We start from the raw sequence: 20,475 nt of genomic DNA, 5'->3' as shown, positions 1-20,475 counted from the left end.
GGCCCCCTATATGGGGCGATGGTGCCATTGTTGACCTTCTTGTCATCTCCTACTCTGCAAAGGTGAAGAAAATGAACAGTCCGGGAGTTTGCCTCCCATATTCGCGTCTCAAGGCGGGAAATAGTGCACATCTCTTTATGTTGGTGATGCGATGAGGTGTACTTCCGTAGCCGGCCGCCGTCGGGCGAAGATTGTGGCCATGCTCGGCGTCATGGCGCTGGTAGCGGCCGCCGCAGCGTTCGCTTCCCCGCCGGCGCTCGCCGAGAGCAACGCGCGCTTTACCAGGCTGGCGGTGGCCGTCATGCCCGAGTACGACGAGCCGCGGGTGCTGGTGTCTTACTACGGCGAGCTGAACGAGGATGTCCCCCTTCCTCTGGAGATGCGCCTGCAGATACCCGCCGATGCCACGGTCGAGCGGGCGTGCTCCGTCAGCTCCGCCACCGAGGAGTACGTCTGCGGCGAGTATTCCACGCAGCCTGACGGCGACAGCCTACTTCTGACGTACGAGGCTGTGACTCCTATCATTTATGTCGAGTTTTACTACGGCTCGACTTCCGGGGCGGGCGAGCGCTCCCTTGACTTCACCCTGCTGCCCCCCTATCCGGTCGACAACCTCGACCTCTTCGTGCAGGAGCCGCGGGGGGCCTCCGATTTCGCGCTGTCGCCGGCGCCCGCGGAGACACTCGGCGACGAACGGTTCCGCCATCACAGCTACAACTACCAGGGTCTCGGCGCCGGCGAGCCCGTGACCATCCAGATCGCCTACAGCCGTGACACGGACGAGCCGTCGGTCTCAGCGTTCGCAGCCTCGACGCTGCCTGCCGGCGATAGCAGTCCCGCCGGCATCCCTGAAGGCCCGTTCTTCCTTCTGGGGGTCGCCGCCGCCGCCGTTCTCGCCTTCGCGCTGTACGCAGCGTTGATTCGCCGCGTCCGCGCCCGCCGCCTGGCCCCGTCCGGCGCAGGGGCCGCCGACGCCAGCATTCTGCCCGATGAAGAAGCATCCTACTGCGCGCATTGCGGCGCGCGCACCCGCCGTGGCGCCGGTTTCTGCTCCGCCTGCGGACAGGCGGTACGCCGCACGGAGGAGCGGCGATGAGACGTTTGCTCCGCCGGCCCGGCCCTTCCCGCTCCCGCGGCTTTGCGCTGCTCCTCGGCGTCTCGCTGGCCGCCGCGCTGCTGCTGGCAGGGGGCGCGACGGTGCTGGGGCTTCGCTCGGCCTCCGGCGGCGGGTCCAGCGGGGATACAACGCCCGCGCCGCCGCAACTCGCGGGCCGCAAGCTGATGCAGGTGGTGACGGGCGCGGAGGCAATGGCGGAGGTCGACCGGCTGCACGGCAAAGGCCTCGACATAGTTGACGCCTGGATCGGGCGCTACGAGGGCGGCGGCACGGTGTGGGTAGCCGAAGCCGCCAGCGAAGACGGCGCCTTCGCGCTGCTCGACGCAATGGTCCGCGCCATCGAAGATGGCGGCTCGCCTTACCAGGGGCTGACCCAGAACAAGTTCGAGGGGATGCCCATGTACGCGGCGAGAGACGCCAACGGGCATCATTTCTTCTTTCAGGCGAAGACACGCGTGGTGTGGGTCGCCACGCCGCCGGGCGCTGAGCAGGCGTTTCTTTCCGAGGCGCTCGCCAATCTGAGGTAGCGGAAGAAACGAGGCGGTGTTGAGATGTCGGACGGGACTCCTGAGCAGGTCATCGAGCCGGAGCAGCGGCGGTCGCGCTGGGCAGCGCTGCCGCCGAAGCGGTTCCTGCTGGTGGGGGTGATCGCGCTCGGCGCTCTCGCTTACCTGGGATTCGTCGCATTCCGCGGCGCCGCCATGTACTACCTGACCGTTGACGAGCTGCGCGCCCGCGGCGACAGGGCCTTCGAGGAGCAGGTGCGCCTGGCGGGCAAGGTCGTCGACGGCTCGGCGGAGAAGGACCCGGCGACGAACACGCTCCGCTTCGCCATGGCGAGCGAGAGCGGGGCGCCGCTGCCGGTCGTGTATAAAGGCGCCGTTCCCGACGCCTTCAAACAGGGCGCCGAAGTGGTGGTCGACGGGCGGTTGAGCCGCAGCGGGACGTTTGAGGCCGACAAGCTGCTCGTGAAGTGTCCCAGCAAGTACGAGGCGGAGGAGTCCGCCGCGGCGGAGGGAGGGGACTGATCATGGCGGAGCTCGGTCACGCCGCAATAATCACCGCTTTCATATTATCCGTGTACTGCGCGGTCGCCGCCTTAGTGGGCGGCAGGGCGCGCATCAACGAGCTGTGGCTGAGCGCGCGCAACGCCGTGTTCGTCGTCTTCGGCCTGACGACGCTCGCCTCAGCCGCGCTCGTCTACTCCTTCTTTGCGCGCGACTTCAGCATCGCGTACGTGGCCGAGTACTCGAGCTCCGACCTGCCCGCGAGCTATACGCTGGCCGGCTGGTGGGCGGGACAGGCCGGTTCGATGCTGTTCATGGCCTGGGTCCTTTCGCTGCTGAGCGTGATCGTCGTTGTCCAGGGGCGGCGGCGGAACCGCGAGATGATGCCGTACGTGGTCGCCGTCCTGACGGGCATCCTGGCGTACTTCCTCGGCATGATCTCCTTCGCCGCCAACCCGCTTGAGAAGATGCCCATGGCGCTCTCGGAAGGGATGGGCCTCAACCCCCTGCTGCGCACGTCCGACATGTTCTCTCATCCCACGACCCTTCTCCTGGGCTTCGTGACCTTTACCGTCCCCTTCGCTTTCGCCATGAGCGCCCTCATCAGCGGGCGTCTCGACGACTGGTGGCTCCGCTCCGCGCGCAACTGGACGATTGTCGCCTGGGTCTTCCTCAGTCTCGGCAACCTGTTCGGGATGCTCTGGGCGTACACCGTCCTCGGCTGGGGCGGCTACTGGGGATGGGACCCGGTGGAGAACGCGGCGTTCATGCCCTGGCTTGCGGCGACTGCCTTCTTCCATTCGCTCATGCTCCAGGAGCGGCGCGGCATGCTTAAGGTCTGGAACATGCTGCTCATCATCGTTACGTATGTGCTGTGCCTGTTCGGGGTGCTGCTCACGCGAAGCGGGATGCTCAGCTCCGTTCACGCCTTCGCGACGGGCGCCGTTGGGCCGCTCCTGCTGGCGCTTACCGGCCTCGTGCTGGTGGGGTCTTTGGCGCTGCTCTGGACGCGTCTTCCCCGCCTGCGCAGCGAGCACCGTCTCGACTCCCTGGTTTCGCGTGAGGCGAGCTTCCTTGCCAACAACCTGGTGCTGCTGGCGGCCGCCTTCGCCGTGTTCTGGGGGACCATGTTCCCTGTGCTGTCGGAGGCAATCAGGGGCGTGAAGGTGGGGGTCGGCGCGCCCTTCTATGAGCAGACGACGGCGCCGATCTTTCTCGCGCTCATCGTCCTGATGGGCGTGTGCCCCCTCATCGGCTGGCGCAAGGCGTCGCTGGAGAACCTGGCGCGCAACTTCGTCTTCCCCGTGGCGGCGGCGCTGCCGGTGGCGCTCATCCTGTACGTGCTGGGGATGCGCTCCCCATACGCCCTCATCGCTTTCTCGGCGCTGGCCTTCGTCGTGGGCGCGATCGCGCTCGAGTTCTGGCGCGGCGTCCGCGCCCGCCTGCGGGGCCACGGCGACAGCATCGTCACCGCTCTTCCCCGTCTGGTCCGGCAGAACCGACGGCGCTACGGCGGACACATCGTCCACCTGGGCGTCGTCCTGCTGGCGATGGGCATCGCAGCCTCGCAGATGTTCTCCACCGGCGCGGAGCGGACGGTCGCTCCCGGCGAAAGCATCGAGGCCGGCGACTACGAGGTCACGTTCCGGGAGCTGAAGGAGACGGCGGGCGCGAACTCCGTGAAGGTGACGGCGATGCTCGACGTGTCACGCGGGGGAAGCGACGCCGGCACCATCGAGACGAGCAAGCGCTTCGAGGGGCAGGACGAGCAGCCGGTGACCGACATCGGGCTGCGCAGCTCGCTGCGGGAAGACCTGTACGTCACCCTCATCGGCTGGACGGAGGCGGGGGAAGCGATCCTGAAGGTGGAGGTGAAGCCGCTCGTGATGTGGATATGGATCGGCGGCGCTGTGATCGTCGCGGGCACGCTCGTCGCCCTCTGGCCCGACAGCCGCGGGTCCCGCCGCGCAACGCTGCCTGCGCGGGCGCCGGTCGGAGAGCTGGAGGCGGGCCGTGCGTAGATGGCTCCTCCTCGTGGCCGCTTTCCTGGCGCTCACCCTCGCGACGCCGTTCGAGAGCGCTGTCGCCGAAGAGCCGCCGACGCTCCGCCAGGTAGCGGGCGAGCTGATGTGCCTGTGCGGCTGCGGCATGACAGTGGCCGCCTGCCAGGAGTCGATGCCGTGCACCACCTCCGACGCCATGGTCGCGGAGATCCAGCGTCTTATCGACGAGGGCAAGAGCAAGCAGGAGATCTTCGATTACTTCGTGGCGAGCTACGGCGAAGCGGTGCTCGCCGTGCCGCAAAAGAGCGGCTTCAGCCTGGCGGCATGGGTCGCGCCGTTCCTCGCGCTTTCGGCGGGGGCCGTGTTCATCTCCGGCCTCGCCTGGTTCTGGACCCGACGCGGTGGCGTCCGGCGGGAAGCGGCCGCGCCCGCGCCGCCGCCCGATGAGCTGAAGGCTTACGAAGAACGGGTCGACCAGGACGTGGGCCGGCTGGACTGGGGTGACGGCCGATGATTTACCTCGCAATCATTGTTTTGATGCTGGTGGCGTTCACCGTTGTGGGCTGGCCCCTCGTCGGCTCTTCGCGCGCTCTCGCGGCGCAAGGGGAAGGGTCGCCCCGGCTCGACGCCCTGTTGCGCAGGCGCGACTCCGCCTATCAAGCCATAAAGGACCTCGATTTCGAGCACGAGCTGGGAAATCTTTCTGACTCCGATTACCAGGGTCTCCGCGAACGCTATCGCCGGGAGGCGGCGAGCGTACTCCAGCAGCTCGACGACGCCACGAAGGCTGAAGAGGCGGAGCGCGCGACCGTCGCCGCGGCAGCGGCCGAACGCGTTTGCCCTTCCTGCGGAAAGCCGCAGGGCGCCTCCGACCGCTTTTGCTGGAGCTGCGGCGCCCGCCTGGGCGGAGGCTGCCCGGAGTGTGGCGCGCCCGCGCAGCCCGACGACCGCTTTTGCGCCGGCTGCGGGACGCCTTTAAAAGGGAAACAGCCATGATCGAAGCGAAAGACGCCGCCGTCGCTGCCGCCAGCACGCCTTCTCAGCCGGCCGCCGCCACGAACGGCGGCATCGAGGCAATCGGCGTGTGGAAGAACTTCGGGCCGGTGGCCGCACTGCGCGGCGTCGACCTCACGGTCCGTCCCCGCGAGCGCCTGGCCATCGTCGGCTCCAACGGCTCGGGGAAGTCGACGCTGATAAGGGTGTTGAGCACCATGCTGCGCCCGTCATCGGGGACGGCGCGGATCGCCGGCTTCGATATCCTGCGGCAGCGGACGGAGGCCCGCCAGCAGATCGGCGTCGTCTGCCACGAGACGTTCCTCTACGGCGAGTTGACGGCGCTGGAGAACCTCGATTTCTACGCCCGCCTACACGGGCTGTCCGACCCCAGGGAGCGGGCGTGGGAGCAGTTGCGCCTGGTCGGTTTGACGGCGCAGGCGCATTCGCTGCAGCGGTCCCTCTCGCGGGGCATGCAGCAGCGGCTGGCGCTGGCGCGCGCCCTGATCCACGAGCCGCTCGTCCTCCTGCTGGACGAGCTGGACACCGGCCTCGACCAGCAGTGGGTGGCCTTCGTCGTCGATATGCTGGCACGCGCCGCCGGCCAGGGACGGACTGTGCTGCTCACCACCCATAACCTGGAGCGCGCCCTGGACCTGGCCGACCGCGTGGCCGTGCTGGACAGGGGCAAAATTGTTTTCAACGGCAAGCGAGACGAGTTAGATGTGGGAAGCCTTAAGGAAGTCTACTTCAGCCACACAAGCGCAGCCCGCTGACGGCTTTCTGTCGTCGCTCGGCTTTGCGCTCGCGATCGTCGCCAAGGACGTGCGCGTCGAGCTGCGCAGCCGCGAGGCGCTGAGCGGCAGCCTCGTCTTCGCGCTGCTGACGCTTGTCATCTTTAACTTCGCGTTCGATCTCGGTGGCGAGATGAAGGAGACAGCGGGGCCGGGCGTCCTCTGGGTGGCCATCGTCCTCGCCGGGATGATGGGGCTGAGCTACGTCTTCGCCAAGGAGAGGGCGCAGGGAGGGCTGGAAGGGCTGCTCCTCGCCCCCATGGACCGCAGCGTCATCTTTATTGGCAAGGCGGCGGGCGCGCTGCTGCTGACATCGGCGCTCGAACTCTTCCTGCTGCCCCTTTTCGCCGTCTTCGCCGATGCCTCCCTGCTGTCACCGGGACTGATCGTCATTGTCGTTCTCGGCACGCTGGGCTTCGTCACCGTCGGCACGCTTTTCTCGGCGATGGCGGTGACCACGCGCTCACGGGAGCTGATGCTCCCCCTGCTGCTGTTGCCGGTCGCGATACCGCTGATCATCGCCGCTGTGGAGGGGACGCGCATCGCTCTGCAAGGCCAGTCGTGGGGCGAGCTCCTGCCGGCGCTGTCGGTGCTGGCCGCGTTCGACGCCCTCTTCCTGACGCTCTGCCCGCCGCTTTTCGAGTACGTTATCGAGGAGATGGCCTCGTGAACATCAGATTGAACGCTCTCGCCGGCTCCGCGACGGCCGGCCTGCCCGGGCTCCGGTTCGGCCTGCCCGTCCTCGCCGCCGCGCTGCTTTTGGCGGCGCTGACCGAGGCGCTGGTCATCGCCCCCACCGAGGCGGCGATGGGCGACATCCAGCGCATCTTCTACTTCCACGTTGCGGCGGCGTGGGCGGCCTTCCTGGCGTTCTTCATTGTTTTTGCGGCAAGCGTCGCCTATCTGCGCACGAAGTCCGCCCGCTGGGACGTCGTCGCCGTATCGGCGGCGGAGACGGGCGTGGTCTTCGTCAGCATTGCCCTCGTCTCGGGCTCGATCTGGGCGCGGAGCACGTGGGGCACCTGGTGGACGTGGGACCCCCGCCTGACGACGACGTTCCTCCTCTGGTTGATATACGTTTCGTATCTGGTGATGCGGAGCATGGTGGAGGAGGGGCAGCGACGCGCGACGTTCGCCGCCGTGTTCGGAATCATCGCGTTCTTGGATGTCCCGATCGCTTTCATGTCAATCCGGTGGTGGCGGACCATGCACCCGACGGTGCTGACGGGCAACGGCTTCAGCGTGGAGCCAGCCATGCTCCCCGCCCTGTTCCTATCGCTGGCCGCCTTCAGCGCCGTCCTCCTGCACCTGACGCTCTTGCGCTCGATGCTGGAACGCTCCCGTCAGGAGGTAACAGAGCTGAGAAGGCGCATCAGTTGGATGGAGGAAAGGAGAGGCTAGCCATGAGCGACGTCTGGTACCTGGCGCTGGCGTACGGCGCCGTCTGGCTGGGGCTTGTCGTGTACCTGTTTCGTCTCGCCGGCCAGGCGGAGGCGCTGCGCAAAGAAGTGACTTTCCTCAAGGCGACGTTGCAGGGGACGCGCGTCGGAGAGGCGGAAGAGCAGCCCGAACGCCTCGTCGCCGGTATCACGCGTGAGGCGGCGGGATGAGCGGAATGACATTTGAGGAAGAAGCGGCGGCAGGCGAGGGGGCCCATATTCCGGCGTGGGCGCGCTGGACGCGCCGCCTCGGCTTTGCCTTCGTGGTCGCCGTCGCCCTGGGGCTGGTGGCGCTGCTCGCCTACGGTCTCGCCAACAAGGGCGAAGCCGGGGCCGGGCCGCTTCGCCTCAACCGCGCGGCCCCCGACTTCACCCTCAGTCTCTTCGACGGCGGAAGCTTCACCCTCTCCGAGAACCGCGGGAAACCGGTGGTCCTGAATATCTGGGCCTCCTGGTGCGAGGCCTGCCGCGATGAGGCGGACGAGCTGGAGCAGGCTTGGCGCGATTACCGGGACGAGGGGGTCGTGTTTGTGGGGGTGAACGTGCTGGACAACGACGCCGACGCGAGGAAGTACATCGAGGAGTTCGGCATCACCTACCCCAACGGGCCGGACGAGGGCAGCATCTACTTCGACTACGGCGCCACCGGCGTGCCGGAGACGTTCTTCATCAACCGCGAGGGCGTCATCGTCCTCAAGTACGCGGGGCCGCTCAGTACGGACTCGCTCTCCGCCTTCATCGAGGAGGTGCAGCGGTGACAGGCGTCGTGCCGGAGCCGGGATGGGGCATCGCCTTCACGGCGGGGATGGTCTCGTTTCTGTCGCCGTGCGTGGCGCCGCTGGCCCCCGGCTTCCTGGCCTACGTGGCGGGGAGCACCGTCGACGCCGGCGGCCGCGTCCGGGCGACGATGCGGGCGCTGTGGACCTCCGTCCTGTTCATGCTCGGCTTCACGCTCGTCTTCGTCCTGCTCGGCACCTCCGTCTCGCTCCTCGGCGGCTTCTTCGAGGAGCACCGGTCGACGATGTACCAGGTGGCGGGCGCGGCGATGGTCTTCTTCGGGCTGACGGTGATGGGGCTGCCGCGTGTCGCCTGGCTTCAGCGCGAGTGGAGCATGAACGTTCCCACCGACGTGCTCGGCCCCGCGGCGCCGGTGCTGCTGGGCATGGCGTTCGCCTTCGCGTGGACGCCGTGCGTCGGCCCCATCCTCGGATCGATCCTCTTCTACGCCGGCGCCACCGAGACGGCGGGAAGGGGCGGACTCTTGCTTTTCGTCTATTCGCTGGGTTTCGGCATCCCATTCATTCTGGCGGGTCTGGGCTTCGCTTCCGCGCTGCGCGTCTTTTCCTGGGTGCGGAGGCATTCCGTCGTCGTCAATGGCGTCGCCGGCGCGCTGCTCATCGGGATGGGAGTGCTACTGTTGCTCGGACAGTGGGGTTACCTGAACCAGTGGTTCCAGAGGGCCTACTACGACCTTACTTGACCGGGCGTCAGGCAAACGAAAATGGACATCGTACTGGTCGGGCTTAATCACAAGACGGCGCCGCTCTACCTGCGGGAGCGATTCACTCTCGGCACGGAGGAGCTTCCACAGGCGCTGGCCTACCTGCGCGAGCATGTAGGCAACGGCGTTCCTCTCTCCACCTGCAACCGGATGGAGCTTTACTTCCTCGCCGACGGCCCGCAGCGGCAGCGCGACGACGCCCTCCGTCTCCTCGAAGGCGCGACAGGCGCCCGCACCGATTGCCTGGCCCGCCACGTGTACTATCTGCGCAACGAAGCGGCGGTGCGCCACCTGCATCGTGTGGCCGCGGGCCTCGACTCCATGATCTTCGGCGAATCGGAGATCCTGGGGCAGGTGCGGAGCACGCTCGCGCTCGCCGCTGAAGCGCGGTTGTGCAACGGCGTCCTCAGCCGTCTCTTCCACTCGGCGATCCGCGCGGGGCGCCGCGTGCACAGCGAAACGCTCGTTTGCCACCACGGCAAGTCTGTGAGCTCCGCAGCCGTGGCGCTCGCCCAGCGCATCACGGGCGACCTCTCGCAGCGCGACGTGCTTGTCCTCGGCGCGGGCGAGGCCGGCGCCCTCACGGCGCGCAGCCTCGTCAAGGCGGGGGCGCGCCGCCTCGTCATCACCAACCGCACCGGCGAGCGCGCCGTCGACCTTGCGCAGCAACTCGGCGCCGAAGCCGTCCCCTTCTCGCGTCTGAACGAAGCGCTCGCTGCCGCCGACGTGATGATCAGCGCCAGCGGGTCGGACGGGTTCCTCATCGGTGAGGAGCGCGTCGCCGCGGCGATGGCGGAGCGCAACGGACGCCCCCTCCTGCTCATCGACATCGCCGTGCCCCGCGACATCGACGTCGCCGTCCGCGCGATACCGGGTGTGGAGCTATACGACATCGACGACCTGGGCGCGATGTGCCCCGTCACTCCCGAGGAGCAGGAGAAGGAGAAGGCCAGGGCGGAGGCGATTGTGGAAGAGGAAGCGCAGCGCTTCCTCGACTGGTGGCAGTCGCTGCGCGCCGTCCCGACCATCGTCTCGCTGCGGCGGAGAGCAGAAGAGATCCGCCGGCAGGAGATGGAGAAGACATTCCGTCGCCTGCGTCACCTCGAGGCGGCGGAGCGGCAACGCATCGACGCCCTGACGCAGGCGATCGTAAAGAAACTGCTGCACTCCCCTGTCACCCGTCTGAAATCGCAGGGGGCGGACCCGAACTACCTGGCCGCCGCCCACGACCTCTTCGGGCTGAACGGGGAAGAAGCAGCCGCGCCGGCCGGGGGAGGGACGCCGTGAAGACGCGCTTCTTCGACCTGCCGCTGCGCTTTCAGATCGTGATACCCTTCTCGTTGCTCATCGTGCTGACCGCAGTGGTCGTGGTGGGTTTCGCGCTGCCCCTGGCAAAGAAGGCGGCGTCGGAGAACGTCGACCTCAGGCTCGATAGCGCCCGTTCCCTCTTCCTGCTTCACCTCGACCACGAGACGGACCGCCTTCGCGATTCTGCCCTCGCGTTGAGCGAGAGGCCGGACCTGGCGGCGGCCCTGGCGGCGAACGACGGCGCGGCGCTATCGCACATACTGGCGAACGGGGCGGGCTCCCTCGACGCCCTCCAGGTGCTCGCGGCGGATGGCCGGACGCTTGCCGTCGGGGCCGGGCGGGTCCTTTCTGATGGCGACTTCGCGGGCCTCAGCGGCGACGGGACGGCAGGCATTGTCTCTTCGCAGGGCGGCGCCGTGCTGGCAGTCGCGGCCCCGGTTCCGTCAACGGGGAGCCCGCGCGGGTACGTCGTCGCCGGGCGCCTGCTGGAACGGCTCCTCACGGAGCTCAAACCGTCGACCTCGGTCGAGCTCGCGCTGTACCGCGACGGCTCGCTCCTTGCCGGCACGTTTTCCAATCTGCACGGCCAGAGCACCGTTGCGCCTCCTCCGCCCCCGCAGCCGGCAGGCGATGGGCCGGTCAAAGGGGGGTCGGCGGTGAACGGGCGCGCCTACGCCGCCGCCTATGACGTCGTAGACTCACTCGGCACGGAAAGCGGGGTAACGGCCGCCGTATTCGTCCCCAGGTCCGATGTTTGGCCCAGCGACATGGTGCTCGGCGCCGGTATCGCGGCGGCGCTCATCGTGCCGCTCGTGCTGCTCGTGCTCGGGTTCGCCACCGCCCGCGCCATCGCCTCGCGGCTGGAGCGCGTGGTGTCCGTGATCGGACGCATCGGGGCGGGCGATTTCGGGCAGCGCGTCGACATCGACTCCGCCGATGAGGTGGGACGGCTGGCACAGGGCGTCAACTCCATGGCCGCCCGTCTCCAGGACGCCGAGGCCGGCAAGGCGGAGTTCCTGGCCATGGCCTCGCACGAGATACAGACGCCTCTCACGCTCATACACAACGCCACGGAAATACTCCTCGACGAGACCGGCAAGCCCACGGAAGTGCCCCGCCAGGAGCTGCTGCGTGTCATCGCCCGCAACATCGACCGCATGAGCCGCCGCGTTTCCGACCTGCTGGACCTCGCCCGAATGGAGGCGGGGAACCTCACGCTCCGCCGCCGAGCCATCGACCTGCGACCGCTTATCATGGAAGTGGCGGACAGCGTGCAGCCGATGCTCGAGGGGAAGGAGCAGGAGCTTTCGCTGGCGCTGCCGTCGCGGCTGCCGCCGGTCAACGGCGACCCCGACCGCGTTCAGCAGGTGCTTCTCAACCTGATAGCCAACGCCTCCCGCCATACGCCCGAGAAAACGCACATCACCGTCCGGGCGAAAAACGAGGGCGAGAGCGTCAGCGTGGCGGTGGAGGATGACGGCCCCGGCATCCCCGGCGAGCGCCTCGAGCGTCTCCTCGACGGAGGGCGGCGCCCCTTCGCGCGCGACGGCCACGGCCTCGGGCTGGTCATCGTGCGGCGGCTCGTCGATCTGCACGGCGGGCGCGTCTGGGCGACGAGCGCGCCCGGCGAGGGCACTGTGTTCACGTTCGCGCTGCCACGCAACGGCAACGGAAAGAAGGTGACAGGCAATGAAAATACTGTTGGTGGATGACGAGAAGGAATTCCTCAAGGTCCTCGAGGTGGCCTTCCAGGTCTACCGGCCCGGGTACCGCCTGATCACCGCCGTCACAGGCACGGAGGGGCTGGCGATGGTGGAGAAGGAACGGCCGGACCTCATCGTGCTCGACGTCATGCTGCCCGATATGGAGGGCTTCGAGGTGTGCCGTCACATCCGGGCGCGGACTTCGGCGCCCATCATCCATCTCACCGCCAGGGACCGCGAAGAGGACGTGGTGCAGGGGCTGGAATCGGGCGCCGATGACTACATCACCAAGCCCTTCGGCTACCGGACGCTGATGGCCCGCGTCGACGCCCTGCTGCGCCGCGCCGGCGGAGCGAACGGCGGCGACCGCCCGGATGTCTTTCACTGCGGCGACCTGACGGTTGACTTCGTCCGAAGACAGGTGACACTGAAGGGGAAAAAGCTCTACCTGACCGCTAAGGAGTACCGCATTATCGAGGAGCTGGCGCGGCACCCGGGGCAGGTGGTCAGTCACAAGGCCCTGCTGACCAGCATATGGGGCGAAGAGTACCACGACGAGCCACAGTACCTGAAGACTTACGTCTACCGGCTCCGTCGCAAGATCGAGGTCGACCCAAGACACCCACAATACATCATCACCCACTACGGCGACGGCTACTGCCTGCGGAACGGCGGCCCTTCGAACGGCGAAGCGCACGGCTGCGAAACGCCGGGGCGGCGCGTCCGGGATGCGCTCACCCAAAGGTGAACGGTTCTCTACCTGCGGGAAGACCACTTTTTCACGACAATTTATGACCCGCCGCTTTCCCCTGTGTGAGAATGGTCACGCAATGCAACCTAGTCGGGAAATACTAGGCGGGAGGTATGTCATGAACAGGAAGCTAATCCCTCTGGCAGTAGCGCTGGCGGCGGCGGCCGCGGCCCTGCTCATCGTTGGGGTCGGCCAGGCGGGGAAGGGTGACATCTACGGCACCGCCCACGACATGGGCACCGCGGACGTTCCGACATGCGAGCACTGTCACATCCCCCACAAGGCCCAGGGCGATTACCTGTGGGCCCAGGCCCCGTACGGCGGCTACGCCGGCGACTCGGTGATCCTTCCCCTCTGCTTCAGTTGTCACGATGAAGCCGTCGCTTCCGGCGACTACATCGTGAACCCCAACTATCACAACCACCCGCAGGGGGACCGCTGCTACGACGCCGATCACGACGGTCGCTGCCCTGAAAACGAGACCGGCACCGACACCGACGGCGACGGGCGCTTCCCTGAGTCCGAGGGCATGTTCAGCGAGGCTCCCGCCAGCACGTCGTGCCTCAAGTGCATGCAGCCCGACTGCGGCAAGTGCCACGACGCCCACTCCGATGCTTGGGTGTTCCTGGAGAAGAGCCGTTTCGTCAACGTCGACACAAACGGCGACACCATCGGCGACACCAGCTACGACAACGGTAGCGTCTGCGTCGCCTGTCACAGCGGCTCGCGCCACGGCCTGGGCGTGACCCACCCCGAAGCGGTGACAGCCCCCGACGGGGCCAACACCAACCTCCCGCTCGACCGCGCCTGGGACGCCGACGCCGGCGACTTCAGCGGTACGCGCCTATTCGACCCGGCCAACCCTAAGCAGGTCCTCGGCACCGGCAAGGGCGACATTCGGTGCATGACGTGCCACGACACTCACGGCGGACTGAACGAATCGCTGAACACGATGAGCACATACGAGCAAGGCCCGTCGGGCGAGCACCTGGAGCCGATCTGCACCAACTGTCACCAGTAGACCAAATACACAAGTCTGGCAATCTCTCGGCGTCGGTCCCCCAAGACCGGCGCCGAGCCTTGTGCGCAGCCAAGCATGGGGCGCGAGAGGTAAACGATTGTTCACCGCAGGACAGGCGGCTTTTTATGACTCCGCGAACGTGCGCGTGTCAAGATTACAGTGACTCATGGCAAGAGAGGCGAAGCTTATCGTGAGCCGGAAGCTGATACCGCTGAGCGCGTCCGTCGCGGCGGCGGCCCTCGCTCTCGTGATGGTGGCGATAGCCCAGGCGGGCAAGTCCGACGTCTACGGCAGCGCCCACGATTTGGGATCGCCCGGCGTCCCCGCCTGCTCGCTGTGCCACGTCCCTCATAACGCTCAGGGCGCCTACCTGTGGGCGCGCGACCCGGCCGCGGGACAGGGGCTCCTTTCGCTCTGCTTCAGTTGCCACGATGGGTCGGTGACCGATGTCGGCTGGTTCATCCCTGATCCCGCTTACGCGTCGCACTGGACCAGGCCCGGTATCCCCGGCTTTGATTGCGACATCTGCCACGACCCGCACGAAGGCGACAACTGGAAGTTCGCCGGCGATAACATTCCCTCGACCTACCGCAACGCCGATCTGTGCGCTCTCTGCCACGATACCGGCTCCTTCACCCACCCCGTCGACGTGGCCACCGGCCTCCCCGCCGACCGCACGTGGGACCCCTACGCCGCCCCGCCCGATTTCAGCGGCACCTTGCTGTGGGACTCCAGCGGCACGCTCCCCGTCGCAGAGGGCGACGCCTACGTGAAGTGCAAGACCTGCCACGTCGCACACGGCGCGGTACGCAACCCGGGTGGCCAGTGGGAGCAGACGCTGAACACGATGTCGCTGTACGAGCTGGACGCGGGCCCGCCGGAGAGGCACCTCCAGCCTCTGTGCAGCAATTGTCACGAGTAGCGGAGCTTTTTCCCGCCGTGGCGCATCCCGGCGGCCCGCGTCGCCCCACAACTCGTCCGGCTCGTAGCGTTCGGCCATCGGGTAAACGATTGTTCACATTTCAAACGCCGCCTTTTTATGACCTGGCGTTGAGCCGCATGTCAGAATAGGCGATGACGGAATCTGGAATCAGAGGTGGGGCACCTCACCATCGCAAGAAGCATGAGCCGGCAGACCGCTCGGTCACGGCGCTGGCCCGACCGGGCGGTCGAGCTTTTGCCCTGTGGCGGGGTCGTGCGTGAGCAACGCGCTCCTTGCACGTGGCGAGCGCGGAAAGCGGGAAGAGAGTCAGCAAGGACAGGAGGCGAAGAAGATGCGTATCATGGTCCCGGTTGATGGCACTTCTGAATCGGAAGAGGCGATACCGGTTGCCGCCAGGCTGGCCGAGATCTTCGGGGCCGACATGTGCCTCGCGAGGGTGGTCGAGACGATTGACGCCTTCAGCCCGCTCCGTTCCCAGCCGGACGTGGCCGCCAGGCTGAACGAGACGGCGGACTACTTACACGCCCTTGTTGAGCGGCAAGGCCTTCCCGAGCAGACGAAGTGCTTGGCCGTAAAAGGCGACAACGTGGCGAAGGCGCTCGGTGGGCTCGCAAGAGACGAGGAGATCAACCTTATCGTCATGAGGCGCCGCACCCGCCGCGGACTGCAGCGCCGCACGCAGGGCAGCGTCTGGAACCGGCTGGTGCGGGCCAAGGTGTGCTCGGTGCTGGTGGTCCCGCCCGCGGTCACCGCCGAGGAAGCAGCCCGCTCCCGCGGTCGACGGGAAGGGCCGTGGCCTATCCCTGAGACAGGCGCCTCGGCGCCCGCGCAGCGCGCCCGCGAGCTGATGGGCTGGTAGAGCGCGCCGCGGTGCGGCGAGGCCAAATACGAAGCTTAAAGAGTTGTCGTTGCGCAAGTTATGAAGTGGCTTCCCCTGTTGCTGGCCCTGCCGGCGGTGGCAGGCACTCTGGTGATTGTGCGTTCGACGTGGGTCGAAGCTAACCCCGGCCAGTCGAGCGGCTGCGTCTCCTGTCACCCGGCGGACATGCCCGCAACCTCGATCTCGGTGACCGCAGCGGGCGAGACGGGGACTACCGCAACCTACGACGTCTCGGGCTCCACCCCCTACGACGCCCGTGAAGGTTGGGCCGTCTTCAGTCCCGCCGGCTCCAACGTGGCGAACGGCTACGGACCCGGTTCGTTCACTCTTCCCAGGGACGGGGCCACCTACCGCGTCTACTGGGTGGACGACGCCGACTCCTGCAACAGCACGCCGGCGCCTCCCAGTTGCACGAAGGGCGGCGCCGCCTTCGAGGACATCGTCGTGCCTGCTGCGCCCACGACCGGGCCCACGCCGACAGCTACGTCCGAGCCGGATACGCCGACGCCCACACCCCAACCGGATACGCCCACGCCCACGACTGAACCGGGCGCCCCGACGCCCACGCCTGAGCCGGATACGCCGACTCCTCTCCCCCAACCGGACACGCCCACGCCCGCACCGGACACGCCCACTCCCGCGCCCACGGCTACAGCGCCCGCGCCTACGCCCGTTCCCACATTCCAGCCGGGCGCGCCGGCAGGCAAGAGCGATATCTACGGCACCGCCCACGACCTCGGCTCGCCGGATACACCCACCTGCAAGCAGTGCCACACGCCTCACAACGCCCAGGGGAGCTATCTGTGGGCCCGCGCGCCCAAGACCGGCATGTCCGGCCTGCAATCGCTCTGCTTCAGTTGCCACGACGGCTCAGTCACTGCTACCGGCGCATTCATCGCCGACCCCGCCTACCGGAACCACGACGTCGAGCCCGGCGTCGAGGGGGAGGACTGTGACCGCTGTCACGACCCGCACGCCGATACGTGGGAGTTCGCCGATCCGTCAAGGCTCCCTCCCGCATCGCAGAACGCCGACCTCTGCCTCGCCTGCCACGGCGTCGGCTCGATAAGCCACTGGATGGGGATGACCGACGCCCCCGCCGACCGCGCGTGGGACCCCTACACGGGCGACTTCAGTGGAACGCGTCTGTGGGACGAGACAGGCACGGCCGTAGTCCCCGCCGGCGAGGCCCACATGAAATGTCTGACCTGCCACGCCGTGCACGGGGCTGTCGACAGCGGCATCACGTCGATGACGTACGATGCCCTCTGCCTGAACTGCCACGATTGACACCACGAAGCCCGCGTTGAAAGGCCCTTGGCGCGTGAGGCGACCCGCGCTTCGCATGGCATGGGCGTGGAAACGGTATAGCACGTCCGGACGCCGGCATTAGTGCGTCCGGCCCATTGGCAGCGCGGCCGGCGGCCCCTTAAGCTCGATGTAAGCATTTCCGCTTACGTGTCCGTACCGATACGCGGCGGGTGCGCTGAGGCGGCGGCACGGCCGCTGTTCGCGCTTCCCGGAAACGCGGCAGCAGAAGAGGAGTAAACGGCCTTGGTGGAATCAGAATCGCAAAGCGAGCGGACGAACAGGGGCTTGCGGCGCAGCGCCGTCGTCGGTCTTCTCGTGGCAGCCGTCGCGGCCGTCGGCCTGGGCACCTGTGTTGTGCTGCGACAGGGGTCCGAAAGTCAGCCCCCGATCCCTTCCAGCGAGGTCCATCCCCTGGACAAGGTGAGCGGCCTCGTCTTTCCCGCGGAACTAATGTGGCATGTTCCCCTGACCCACGCCGACGCAAGCGGCAAGCCCACGCCCGATTCTGCCGCCATGCCCGCCGATGTCGCCGTCGTCGACGGCCGCGTCTACGTCCTCGATACCAACAACAACCGCATCATCGAGATCGACAAAGACGGCAACGTCCTACGGATGCTTGACTCCAGCAGCGACGAACGCCTCGCCCTGCAAACTCCGATGGCGATCACCGCCCGCGATGGCCGCTTGTACGTCGCCAACTCCCGCGCCGGCAACGTCATCGTCCTCGACGCCGCGGGCGCTGTCCAGCAGGTCATTGCCCCGCAGGTCCCGGCGGCCGAGAAGCCGCTGCGTCCCATCGGGATCGCCGTGACGTCCGGCGGCGACATCTACTTGAGCGACCCCGACAACCACCGCGTGCTGCGCCTCGACGGCGAAGGCAAGCTCGTCTCGGTCCTCGGCTCCGGCACGCGCGACTCCGGCGACTACAGCTTCAACATGCCGGGGGGTCTCGCGCTCGACGCCGAAGACAACCTCTACGTCGTCGATATGCTCAACTACAAGATCAAGAAGTACTCCCCTTCCGGCGAGTTCCTGTTCAGTCTGGGCGAGGCCGGCGACACCGAAGGGACGTTCTCGCGCCCTAAGGCCGTGGCCGTGGACGACAGCGGGCGCATGCTCGTCTCCGACACCCTTCAGGTGGCGGTGGAGGCGTTCGAGGCCGACGGCACGTACGCCGGCTTCATCGGCAGAGAAGACCCCGACAACAAGGAGTCGGCATCGCTCTTCCAGGCGCCGCACGGCCTGAAAGTCGTCGACGGCACCCTTTACGTTGTGGACCGTTTCACCGGACTCTTCGCGTTCCGTCTACCTGCCTGAGCACGCCAAGCCGATGATAAGAAGCCTGTCAGCGCCGCGCCTTATCTTCTGGGAGGCCACTGCCGGCTGCAACCTGCGCTGCGTCCATTGCCGTCGCATCGAGGTCGCTGACAGACTTGTGCCGGAAGACCTGACGGCCGCCGAGTCGCGGGCGCTCATCGACCAGGTCGCGGCCTTCGACAGCCCGGTCTTCGTGCTTTCCGGCGGCGAGCCCCTGCTGCGGCCCGATATCTTCGCGCTCGCACGCTATGCCTCCGACAGGGGCCTCCGGACGGCGCTGGCAACCAACGCCACCCTCATCGACAGGCCAACGGCGCGGCGCGTCCTTGCCGCCGCCGTCCGGAGGGTGGCCGTTAGCCTGGACGGGGCGACGGCGCGCACGCACGACTCCTTCCGCGGCCTTCCCGGCTCCTACGCCGCCGCTCTCAACGGCATCGACTGCCTGCGGGCGGAGGGCATCAGCGTCCAGATCAACACCACTGTGGCGCGCCACAACGTTGAGGAATTGCCGGACATCTTCGCGCTGGCCCTTTCGCTGGGGGCCGATGCGCTGCACGTCTTCCTGCTCGTGCCTGTCGGCTGCGGCGTCGATATCGCCGCCGAGCAGATGATCAGTCCGCAGGAGTACGAGCGCGTGCTCGAATGGGTGTGGGAGCGAGACCAGGAAGGCCCTCTGGAGCTGAAAGCTACCTGCGCCCCCCACTACCTGCGCGTCGCCCGCCAACGCGAGCCCGCGCCCGAGTATGAGCGGCCGCAAGTGGCCGACGCGGGCGCCGCCGGCCATCTGGGCAACTTTGGCAGCGCAAGAAAGGGATGTCTGGCCGGCAGCGGCGTCTGCTTCGTGTCGCACCGGGGCGACGTATTCCCCTGCGGCTACCTGCCACTCCGCGTGGGAAGCGTCCGCGAGCAGCCGCTGCGGGATATCTGGCAGCGATCACCGGTGTTCCACACGCTGCGCGACCCGGACGCCGTCGGCGGCAAGTGCGGCGTCTGCGAGTTCCGTCGCGTTTGCGGCGGCTGCCGCGCCCGCGCCCTGGGAATGAGCGGCGACTTCCTAGCGGAGGAGCCGTTCTGCGTCTACGAGCCACTGGCGATGCGCCGTGCCGTGACGGAAGGAGCGTGAGATGCTGAGTGTCTCTCGACTGCTGAACGGTACCGTTACCCCCGGCGATGCCCTCCGTTACGGGCGTCGGACGTCGCGGGTGCCCGCGCACATGCTTCACTTCTCGGTCGACAAGAAGCCGGTCGTCGTCTGGAACGTCACCCGCCGCTGCAACCTGCGTTGCGTTCACTGCTACGCCGACGCCGGCGGCAAGTCCCTGCCCGACGAGTTGACGGCCGCTGAAGGGCTGCGCCTCATCGATGACCTGGCGGCGTTCGGCGTGCCCACAATCCTCTTCTCGGGAGGCGAGCCGCTGACGCGAGACGACCTCTTCCCCCTCGTCGCGCACGCGGTCGCGAAGGGCATCCGCTGCGTTCTTTCGACGAACGGGACGCTGATCACGCCCGATACCGCTGCCGACATCCGCCGCGCCGGCTTCTCCTACGTGGGGGTGAGCCTCGACGGCATGGCCGCGACCAACGATAGGATCCGCGGCAAGAAGGGCGCCTTCGACGAGGCGCTGCGCGGCGCCCGCTACTGCCGCGACGCCGGCGTCCGGGTGGGGCTGCGCTTCACCGTCCACGCCATGAACATCGACGACCTGCCGCCGCTGCTCGACCTGCTGGAAGAGGAAGACTTCCCCCGCCTGTGCGTCTACCACCTCGCCTTCTCGGGACGGGGCCGGCGCATGCAGCGCTTCTCCCTCGAGCCGCAGCAGACGCGGGCCGTGGTCGACCAGGTCTTCGAACGCTCTGACCGCTTGCACCGGCGCGGGATCGAGAAGGACATCCTCACCGTCGATAACCACGCCGACAACGCCTACCTCTACATGCGGCTCGCCGGAGAGCAGCCGGAGAGGGCCGGCGACGTCTATAAGATGCTGCGGTGGAACGGCGGCAACCAGTCCGGCATCGCCATAAGCTGCGTCGACCCGGCGGGCCACGTGCACGCCGACCAATTCTCGTGGCACTACAGCCTGGGACAGGTGCGCGAGCGTTCCTTCAGCGACATCTGGTCCGGCCGCGGCGACCCCGTTCTGACGATACTGAAGGACCGCAAGCGCTATCTGAAAGGGCGCTGCCGCGTCTGCCGCTGGCTTGATATCTGCAACGGCAACCTCCGGGTGCGGGCGGAGCGGTACTTCAAGAACCTGCTGGCGCCCGATCCCGGCTGCTACCTCACCGACGAGGAGATCGGCATCACGCCGGGAACGCCGGAGGCCGAAGAGGCGGCCCGCTGGCCGGTGCCGGTGCAGAACGGCGGCCACCCGAGTTAGGAGCGACGC

General features: G+C 67.4%; 22 protein-coding genes. All 22 read left to right on the top strand.

Translation table 11 applies throughout. The features are described from left to right. The first annotated feature begins 151 nt into the window (after positions 1–151). The 22 genes from QME71_04040 to QME71_03935 all read left to right on the top strand — a co-directional run bounded on the left by QME71_04040 (position 152) and on the right by QME71_03935 (position 20,466). Positions 152–1,096 carry a zinc ribbon domain-containing protein gene (locus QME71_04040; GenBank protein ID MDI6857471.1) on the top strand — a complete coding sequence of 315 codons (945 nt, stop codon included), beginning with the start codon at positions 152–154 and terminating at the stop codon, positions 1,094–1,096. Next, a complete protein-coding gene (locus QME71_04035) occupies positions 1,093–1,644 on the top strand; it encodes a hypothetical protein (GenBank protein MDI6857470.1) in 552 nt (183 codons plus the stop codon). The genes QME71_04040 and QME71_04035 overlap by 4 nt, the downstream gene beginning before the upstream one ends. Positions 1,645–1,668: 24 nt before the next feature. Next, the gene (locus tag QME71_04030; protein MDI6857469.1) at positions 1,669–2,145 is read left to right on the top strand and encodes a cytochrome c maturation protein CcmE; all 477 of its coding nucleotides are present in this window, start codon (positions 1,669–1,671) and stop codon (positions 2,143–2,145) included. Positions 2,146–2,147: 2 nt separating this feature from the next. After that, on the top strand, positions 2,148–4,145 hold the full coding sequence (locus tag QME71_04025; GenBank protein MDI6857468.1) for a heme lyase CcmF/NrfE family subunit: 1,998 nt from the start codon (positions 2,148–2,150) through the stop codon (positions 4,143–4,145). Beyond that, complete coding sequence (locus tag QME71_04020; protein MDI6857467.1) at positions 4,138–4,641, top strand: cytochrome c-type biogenesis protein CcmH; 504 nt, start codon at positions 4,138–4,140, stop codon at positions 4,639–4,641. Before QME71_04025 ends, QME71_04020 begins: the two co-directional genes overlap by 8 nt. Beyond that, positions 4,638–5,123: a zinc ribbon domain-containing protein gene (locus QME71_04015; GenBank protein ID MDI6857466.1), complete on the top strand. Its 486-nt coding sequence runs from the start codon at positions 4,638–4,640 to the stop codon at positions 5,121–5,123. Before QME71_04020 ends, QME71_04015 begins: the two co-directional genes overlap by 4 nt. Continuing rightward, entirely contained in the window at positions 5,120–5,896 is a 777-nt protein-coding gene (locus tag QME71_04010; protein ID MDI6857465.1) for an ABC transporter ATP-binding protein, read from the top strand. Before QME71_04015 ends, QME71_04010 begins: the two co-directional genes overlap by 4 nt. Then, positions 5,844–6,584, top strand: coding sequence for a heme exporter protein CcmB (locus tag QME71_04005; GenBank protein MDI6857464.1), 741 nt, complete (start codon positions 5,844–5,846; stop codon positions 6,582–6,584). The genes QME71_04010 and QME71_04005 overlap by 53 nt, the downstream gene beginning before the upstream one ends. After that, positions 6,581–7,315 carry a cytochrome c biogenesis protein CcsA gene (ccsA, locus tag QME71_04000; GenBank protein ID MDI6857463.1) on the top strand — a complete coding sequence of 245 codons (735 nt, stop codon included), beginning with the start codon at positions 6,581–6,583 and terminating at the stop codon, positions 7,313–7,315. The genes QME71_04005 and ccsA overlap by 4 nt, the downstream gene beginning before the upstream one ends. Positions 7,316–7,317: 2 nt before the next feature. Next, positions 7,318–7,524 (top strand): CcmD family protein, encoded by a 207-nt coding sequence (locus QME71_03995; GenBank protein ID MDI6857462.1) that lies wholly within the window; start codon positions 7,318–7,320, stop codon positions 7,522–7,524. Further along, positions 7,521–8,111 carry a TlpA disulfide reductase family protein gene (locus QME71_03990; protein MDI6857461.1) on the top strand — a complete coding sequence of 197 codons (591 nt, stop codon included), beginning with the start codon at positions 7,521–7,523 and terminating at the stop codon, positions 8,109–8,111. Before QME71_03995 ends, QME71_03990 begins: the two co-directional genes overlap by 4 nt. Next, positions 8,108–8,833 carry a cytochrome c biogenesis protein CcdA gene (locus tag QME71_03985; protein ID MDI6857460.1) on the top strand — a complete coding sequence of 242 codons (726 nt, stop codon included), beginning with the start codon at positions 8,108–8,110 and terminating at the stop codon, positions 8,831–8,833. The genes QME71_03990 and QME71_03985 overlap by 4 nt, the downstream gene beginning before the upstream one ends. A 21-nt stretch (positions 8,834–8,854) precedes the next feature. Beyond that, positions 8,855–10,141 carry a glutamyl-tRNA reductase gene (hemA, locus tag QME71_03980; protein ID MDI6857459.1) on the top strand — a complete coding sequence of 429 codons (1,287 nt, stop codon included), beginning with the start codon at positions 8,855–8,857 and terminating at the stop codon, positions 10,139–10,141. Then, the gene (locus QME71_03975) at positions 10,138–11,874 is read left to right on the top strand and encodes an ATP-binding protein (protein MDI6857458.1); all 1,737 of its coding nucleotides are present in this window, start codon (positions 10,138–10,140) and stop codon (positions 11,872–11,874) included. Before hemA ends, QME71_03975 begins: the two co-directional genes overlap by 4 nt. Further along, a complete protein-coding gene (locus QME71_03970; GenBank protein ID MDI6857457.1) occupies positions 11,852–12,613 on the top strand; it encodes a response regulator transcription factor in 762 nt (253 codons plus the stop codon). The genes QME71_03975 and QME71_03970 overlap by 23 nt, the downstream gene beginning before the upstream one ends. A gap of 121 nt (positions 12,614–12,734) precedes the next feature. Next, on the top strand, positions 12,735–13,637 hold the full coding sequence (locus QME71_03965) for a hypothetical protein (GenBank protein MDI6857456.1): 903 nt from the start codon (positions 12,735–12,737) through the stop codon (positions 13,635–13,637). Between the two features lie 166 nt (positions 13,638–13,803). After that, a complete protein-coding gene (locus QME71_03960) occupies positions 13,804–14,559 on the top strand; it encodes a cytochrome c3 family protein (GenBank protein ID MDI6857455.1) in 756 nt (251 codons plus the stop codon). Positions 14,560–14,911: 352 nt separating this feature from the next. Next, the gene (locus tag QME71_03955) at positions 14,912–15,439 is read left to right on the top strand and encodes a universal stress protein (GenBank protein MDI6857454.1); all 528 of its coding nucleotides are present in this window, start codon (positions 14,912–14,914) and stop codon (positions 15,437–15,439) included. A 60-nt stretch (positions 15,440–15,499) separates the two neighbouring features. Continuing rightward, complete coding sequence (locus tag QME71_03950; GenBank protein ID MDI6857453.1) at positions 15,500–16,750, top strand: cytochrome c3 family protein; 1,251 nt, start codon at positions 15,500–15,502, stop codon at positions 16,748–16,750. Positions 16,751–17,017: 267 nt separating this feature from the next. Next, a complete protein-coding gene (locus QME71_03945) occupies positions 17,018–18,088 on the top strand; it encodes an NHL repeat-containing protein (protein MDI6857452.1) in 1,071 nt (356 codons plus the stop codon). 13 nt (positions 18,089–18,101) lie between these two features. Beyond that, entirely contained in the window at positions 18,102–19,211 is a 1,110-nt protein-coding gene (locus QME71_03940) for a radical SAM protein (GenBank protein ID MDI6857451.1), read from the top strand. Between the two features lies 1 nt (position 19,212). Beyond that, positions 19,213–20,466, top strand: coding sequence for a radical SAM protein (locus tag QME71_03935; GenBank protein MDI6857450.1), 1,254 nt, complete (start codon positions 19,213–19,215; stop codon positions 20,464–20,466). The last annotated feature ends 9 nt before the right edge of the window (positions 20,467–20,475 follow it).

The sequence above is a fragment of the Dehalococcoidia bacterium genome (assembly GCA_030018455.1).
Lineage (GTDB): Bacteria > Chloroflexota > Dehalococcoidia > DSTF01 > JALHUB01 > JASEFU01.
Note: the sequence above shows the minus strand (reverse complement) of the source record. Positions and strands in the feature narration are given on the sequence as shown.